At 73.6% G+C, this 6,491-nt stretch carries 6 protein-coding genes; 5 read left to right on the top strand and 1 reads right to left on the bottom strand.

The window, feature by feature from the left end:
• Positions 1–139 precede the first annotated feature (139 nt).
• Positions 140–1,387 carry a 23S rRNA (uracil(747)-C(5))-methyltransferase RlmC gene (gene rlmC, locus ACFT55_RS18385; protein WP_380245288.1) on the top strand — a complete coding sequence of 416 codons (1,248 nt, stop codon included), beginning with the start codon at positions 140–142 and terminating at the stop codon, positions 1,385–1,387.
• A gap of 67 nt (positions 1,388–1,454) precedes the next feature.
• Here the strand turns inward: rlmC and ACFT55_RS18390 are convergent, their stop codons facing one another.
• Positions 1,455–2,954 (bottom strand): RNA polymerase sigma factor, encoded by a 1,500-nt coding sequence (locus ACFT55_RS18390; protein WP_380245289.1) that lies wholly within the window; start codon positions 2,952–2,954, stop codon positions 1,455–1,457.
• A 321-nt stretch (positions 2,955–3,275) separates the two neighbouring features.
• Between ACFT55_RS18390 and ACFT55_RS18395 the strand changes: the two genes are divergently transcribed.
• The 4 genes from ACFT55_RS18395 to ACFT55_RS18410 all read left to right on the top strand — a co-directional run.
• Positions 3,276–3,851: a hypothetical protein gene (locus tag ACFT55_RS18395; protein ID WP_380245290.1), complete on the top strand. Its 576-nt coding sequence runs from the start codon at positions 3,276–3,278 to the stop codon at positions 3,849–3,851.
• Between the two features lie 23 nt (positions 3,852–3,874).
• Positions 3,875–4,591, top strand: a complete 717-nt coding sequence (locus tag ACFT55_RS18400) for an ABC transporter ATP-binding protein (protein ID WP_380245291.1) — start codon at positions 3,875–3,877, stop codon at positions 4,589–4,591.
• Complete coding sequence (locus tag ACFT55_RS18405; RefSeq protein WP_380245292.1) at positions 4,588–5,853, top strand: hypothetical protein; 1,266 nt, start codon at positions 4,588–4,590, stop codon at positions 5,851–5,853. Before ACFT55_RS18400 ends, ACFT55_RS18405 begins: the two co-directional genes overlap by 4 nt.
• 50 nt (positions 5,854–5,903) lie before the next feature.
• A partial coding sequence (locus ACFT55_RS18410; RefSeq protein WP_380245293.1) for a hypothetical protein occupies positions 5,904–6,491 on the top strand: 588 nt, incomplete at its 3' end.

Raw genomic sequence — 6,491 nt, forward strand, 5'->3', positions numbered from 1 at the left:
CCGCCGCGCCGGCGGCCCAGCCGTTGTGCATCGTCGGGGCCGCCCCGCCCGGCCGTTGTGGCACCGAAACCGGCCAGAATTCGGTCGCTAAGTCTCGCCGTTTCCGTACCCACAGCGTGGGCTGCGGGACAATGGGTCGGTGCAGTGCCCTCACTTCGACGCCGGTCGCTGCCACTCGTGCACCCTCCTCGCGACGCCGTACCCCACGCAGGTCGCCGAGAAGGAGGCGCACGTGCGGGCCCTGCTGGCCGACGACGGCGTGTCCTGGCTGCCCGCCGTCACAGGCCCGGAGTCGGGGTTCCGCAACAAGGCGAAGATGGTGGTCAGCGGCACCGTCGACGCGCCCGTGCTGGGCATCCTCGGCTCCGCCGCCGGCCCGTTCGCCGGGCAGGGCGTCGACCTCACCGACTGCGGCCTCTACCCGCCCGCGCTGCAGGCGACGTTCCCCGCGCTCGCCGAGCTGATCACCCGGGCCGGCCTGCAGCCCTACGACGCGACGTCGCCTTCCCGCGGCCCCCGACGCCGGGAGACGGCGCGCGAGTCGGCCTGGCGGGGCGAGCTCAAGCACGTCCTGGTGACGCTGTCGGCCGACGGCGAGCTCATGGTGCGGTTCGTGCTGCGCAGCCAGGAGCCCGTGGCCCGGCTGCGCAAGCACCTGCCCTGGCTGCTGGCGGCGCTGCCGCAGGTCGCGGTCGTGAGCGTCAACGTCCAGCCCGCGCACGCGGCGGTGCTCGAGGGTGAGCAGGAGATCGTCCTCACCGAGCGCCAGTCGCTGCCGATGCGGCTCGACGGCATCACGCTGCACCTGCGCCCGCAGAGCTTCTTCCAGACGAACACCGCCGTCGCCTCCGCCCTGTACGCGCAGGCCCGGGAGTGGGTCGACGAGGTGGCGCCCGCCTCGCTGTGGGACCTGTACTGCGGCGTCGGCGGCTTCGCGCTGCACTGTGCAGCCCCGGGCCGCGCCGTCACCGGCATCGAGATCTCCGCCGAGGCGATCGCCAGCGCGAGCAGCACGCGCGGCGAGCTCGCCCACCTGCCCGCGGACGCCGTCGTCGGTGGCCACGACGCCGCCTGGTGGGCCGACGCCGTGCGCGACGTCCGGTTCGCGGCCGGGGACGCCACCACGTTCGCCCAGGACGGCGGGGTGCCCGCGCCCGAGCTGGTGGTCGTCAACCCGCCGCGGCGCGGCATCGGCGCCGACCTGTCGCGCTGGCTGGAGGAGTCCGGCGCCACGCACGTGCTGTACTCCAGCTGCAACGCGGTGACCCTGGCCGAGGACCTCGCGCGCATGCCGTCGTTGCGGCCCCGGCGCGCGCGCCTGCTCGACATGTTCCCGCAGTCCGGTCACTACGAGGTGCTGGTGCTGCTGGAGCGCACCGCCGGCTGAGCCGGTCGGCGGGCAGGTCGGGCAGCAGTTCGGGCAGCAGTTCGGGCGGCAGTTCGGTCGGCAGGAGTCAGCAGGTCTGCAGCCAGCCCGGCCAGATGCCGGTGCGCACGAGGGAGACCGACGTGTCGGCGTCGGCGGGAGCGTCGACCGTGACGGCGACGCCGGCCTGCTGGTAGCGGCGCGACGCGACGTACCAGCTGCCGTCCCGGCACTCCCGCGCGGAGATCCAGCTCTTGGACGGCGAGACGGCGACGATCTCGACGTCGTCCTGGCTCGGCGTCACCCGGAACACGCCGCGCAGCCCGGGCAGGTCCGCCTGGACCGTGGACCGGACGGGGTCCGGGTCGCGTGTCGGCGTAGGGGTGGGCCGCGGAGTGGACGTCGTCCGCGTCGGCGTCGGCGTCGGGGTGGGCGTCGGGCGCGTGGTGGTCGGGGGCTTGGCGGTCGGGGGCTTGGCGGTCGGGTCCGTGGTGGTCGGGCCCGTGGTGGTCGGGTCCGGGGCGGTCGACGACGACCCGCCCGGGGTCGCAGAACCCGGGGTCCCGGGCGTCGAGGGGGTGGGGTCGGCAGGCGTCGTCGGCTGCGTCGTCGGCGTCGTCGGAGATGTCGGCGTGGGGAACGCTGGGCCCGACGTCGCCGGAGCGGTGGGGTCCCCTGTCGGCGTCGCGCCGTCGGCCGGGATCGGGTCCGGCGTGCTGGTCGAGGCGTCCGGCTCGGGCTCGGCCGGCGCGGCGGGCGGCGTCGCCGTCGGTGCGGGTGCCGCGACGGACGCGGTGGCCGCCGGCACGGGCGGTGCGGCCACGGGGCCGCCCCCACCACCGCCGAGGGCTACGGCGACGGCGGCCACGGCCACCCCGGCGACCGTGCCGGCGGCGACGAGACCGCCCTTGCCGAGCTGGCCGAGCCGGAGGACGAGCGCCCGCACCCACTCCCCCGCGGCCGCCAGCGCGGCGCCCACGGGCCCGGCCCAGCCGAGCACTCCGGACCCCGACGCCTCTGCGCCCAGCACACCCACGACCACCGGGGCCGCACCGCTCGCGACCGTGCCCGCGACCGTGCCCGCCAGCAGCAGGGGGCCGGCGTCGCGCACGGCCCAGCCGGCCTCCCGGACGTCGATGAAGGCCCGCATGCAGTCCTGGCAGCCGAACAGGTGCGCCTCGAGGACCGTGCGCCGCACCGGGGTGAGGCGGTGGCGCACGTACGAGTGCAGCGACTGGCGGGTGTCGACGCACCCGGGCGGGCACGCCCGGGCGTGCGCCGCCGCGAAGGCCGCGGCCAGCCGCTCCTCCGCCCGGCGCAGCCGGTGCAGCACCGCTCGGGCGTGCATCCCCAGCTCGGCCGCGATCTCGGCGGCCTCGCGGCCCAGGACGTGCCGGTCCCACAACAGGCGCTGGTCGTCGTGCGGCAGCGTGGCGAGCACGGTGCGCAGGACGGACGGGTCGACGGTCCCCGCGGCGCCCGGACCCTCGTCGCGCCCGGCGTCCGCGGCCGCGGCGCGCATCCGCTCGATCGCGTCGTCGGCGGGGCCGCGGCGCGCGGGCGCGTCGCCGTCGTGCGTCGTGGTCACGCGGCGCTCCCGTCCTTGCCGATCGTGTGCGGTCCCGGCGCGGTCCGCCGCCGCGCCCGGGACATGATCGCAGCGAGGGGTGGGGCGAAGGCAAGTCCCCTGGCAGGTCCGGGGGTGGGAGGGCTCTCCCGGCGGACCGGACCGCGAAGCCCCGGGCGGGACATCGGCGGACACACCCGACGACGCCGCTCGCCGTCGTCCGAGCCCGCCGAGATCGCCTCCGTGCAGATCCTGCAATCCGACAGCGCACGGTGCGCCGGGCAACTAGTTTCGCTCGTGGTCGGCCGACCATGACCGGCGACACCAGCACGAGGAGGAAGCATGGGAACCGCGACCCTGCGCCCACGACAGCGGCTGCGACTGATCGTCGCGGCAGCACTCGCTGTCGTGACGCTCGTCCCGATCAGCGCCAGCGCCGTCGATGACACGTCGACGTGGGCCTCGAGGAAACATCCACTCATCGCCACCTACGGCAGGACCACCATCGACAAGGGCTACGGCTACGGGTGGTTCTCGGCGCACCGGACGAACGATGGCCTGAAGGCATACCCTCGGGGCTATGTGCGCGCCTCTCGTAATCACGGGCGGCACACCTACTTCAGCGCGCTCATTCAGTACAACACGGGCAGGTGCAGTACAGGAACCAGCCTGGGAGTCACCTTTGCGGGTGTCGGCGGCTCGTTCGGCAACTCCTATTCGTGCACGAAGAAGTTCTTCAGCAAGGAGCACCTGAACAGCGGAACGGTCAACGTCCGGAGGTGGGTCAAGAAAAAAAGAACTCACGATGTCGACGTCGATTCGTCCGCAGCGCGCGCGCAGGTCAAAGTTTGCCTGCAGATCAAGGTCCACCCGGACAAGTGCACCGGGTACACGCCGACCGGGGCGGACAAGTGGTAGGGGCCGCGCCCGCGACGGTGGTCGTGGACGACGTGCGCGTGCGCTACCGGAACTTCACCCTCGGCCCCGTGAACACGACGTTCCCGCGGGGGGTCACCTGCGTCGTCGGGGTGAACGGGGCAGGGAAGTCGACGTTCTTCCGGGTGCTCGCCGGTATCGAGAAGAGCCGGTCCGGCTCGGTGCGGCTCGCGGGCTCCTCCCGCGCTCCGCACCAGGTCGGGCTGCTGCCCCAGGACGTCGACTTCCCGGGCCGGGCCACCTGCGCCGAGTACCTGACGCACGTCGCCTGGCTGTTCGCCGTGCCGCGTACCCACCGCGCCGACGCAGTGGCCGACGCGCTCAGCGCCGTGGGGTTGTCCGACCGCGCGGGCTCCCGGATCTCGACGCTGTCCGGCGGCATGCGGCGGCGACTCGGCCTCGCCCACGTGCTGGTCCACTCCCCGGACCTGCTGCTGCTGGACGAGCCGACCGCGGGCCTCGACCCGCTGCAGCGGGTCGCGATCCGCGACACCATCGGGGCGATCGCCGCACAGCGCACCGTGGTGGTCTCCACCCACCTCGTCGAGGACGTCGCCGCCCTCGCCGACCGCGTCCTCGTGTTGCGCGAAGGCTCGGTGCGCTACGACGGCACCGTCGACGAGCTCGCGGCACACGACGCCCCCGACGCCCCCGGAGCCACCGCGCTGGAACGAGCCATCACCGCCGCGCTGTCCACCCCGGCAGCCGGGGCCGCCGCATGATCCGCTACCTGGCCAAGACCCACCTGGGCTTCTGGTCCTTCGTCGCGCTCGCCGTGCTCTCGGCGATCAACATCGCGCAGGACGGTTGGACCTGGAACGGCAACATCTCCCTGGCGGCCGGCGAGCTCGGTGTCCCGTACTACATCTTCGGCATCATGTTCGCCGCCGTGGTGGCCGTGGACGCCGCGCGCCTGTCCTCCCCCGGGCGGCAATACCTGGCAGGACTCCTGCCGTCGTGGCGCAGCCCCTACGTCGTCGCCCTCGCGGCCGCGTGGGTGCCCGTCGCCGCGATCCAGCTCCTGATCGGGCTCGTGACCCTCGCCCTCGTCGCACCGTCCGAGGTGAGTGCCGCGACGGTCGCTCGGGCGCTGCTCGCCCTGGCCGTGCTCCCGTTCATCAGCCTCGCGGCGGGTGCCGTCGGCAGCTTCATCGGCCGGTACACCCGCCCGCTGATCGCCGCACTGCTCGCCGCCGGAGCCCTGTTCGCCCTGTTCGAGTTCGTCGGTACGTACCTGGGGTTCGTCCCTCTGAACTTCGGCATGTGGGAGGTCGCGTGGATCGGCGGCGAGTACTCGGCCTCCTACCTGCTGGCGCAGATCGGCGTGCTGACCGTGGCCTCGGCCCTGCTGCTCCTCGCCCCGGTCCGGCTCCGCAGACACTCCGCGCTGCCCTCGGCCACAGGTCTGGTCGCCGGCCTGCTCGGCCTCGCGCTGCTGGCCGCCCCGCTCCCCTGCATGCCCCAGGACCGCGTGGTCGACGCATGGCACCCACCCACCGTGTGCGGCGGCAACCCCACCATCTGCACCTACACCGAGAGCGAGGCCTGGCGAGACTCCTACGTACAGTTCCTCACCCGCCTCACCGACGCCGCACGCGACCACGGCTATCCCGCCTTCATTCCCGACCGCTTCGTCGAGGATGCCGGGAACTACCAGCATCCCAAGCCCGGGGAACGCGTCTTCTGGTTCACCCTCGACCCCCACGTCCCGCAACCGGACGGAGGCGACGAGCCCGGTCTCGGCGACGCCGACTACGTAACCAACCTCCTGTCACCGGCGTTCTGCCCGCAGTTCACGTCAGTTATCGGGCCGAGCGACGCCTTCTGGACCGACGAGGCACAACTCGCCGCCACCTGGCTCTCCCTCGAACGAGACATCGACCCGCTCGACCTCAGCGAAATTGCCGAGACCAAGAGCTTCACACCCCTCTCCCCCGCGCAGACCGAGAAGATCCTCGCGAGGTTCGACCGGTGCGACTTCTAGCACGCGGATCGACCGTCCGGGGACTCCGGGCGTGGTGCGCCGTCCATGACGTGCGCACCGCGCTCGCCCTGACCGTGCTCGCCGCACTCGGCACCGCGCTGACGGCCGGCACCGACGTGGACGGCATCGGCGAGCTGGTGCGGTTCCCCCTGCCCGTACCGGTGCCGCAGTTCGTCGCGCTCCTCGCCGGGATCGCGATCGGCGCCGCCGCCACCTATCGCGTCGACCCCCGTTTCCCCGTCGGGCCGCCGGGGACGCGCCGGCTCAGAGCAGCGCGTCTCGGGTGGGTCACCGCCGTCACCGTCGTGGTCGGCACCCTCACGACGATCGGCTTCGCGGGTGCGCCGTTCGCGGCGTACTCCTCGGTCGCGGCCAACGTGGTGCTCTTCGGCGGGCTTGCCCTCCTCGCCGTCGCCGCCGGGCAGGCCGACCTGCTGTGGCTGCCCCCCGCGGCGTTGCTGCTCGTCGCGATGCTCTACGGCTCGGGAGACCTGGCCGAAGACTTCTTCTGGTGGGCCTCCTGCCTGCAGGACACCGCCGGTCCGGCCCGTTGGGGCGCCAGCCTCGCGGTGTTCCTCGTCGCCCTCGCCGCGTATGCCCGCGCCACGCCGCGGCTCGCGGCCCGTGGACGTCACGGC

Origin of the sequence: Isoptericola sp. NPDC057191, assembly GCF_042670225.1 — a bacterium.
In the GTDB taxonomy this organism is placed as follows: Bacteria; Actinomycetota; Actinomycetes; order Actinomycetales; family Cellulomonadaceae; genus Isoptericola.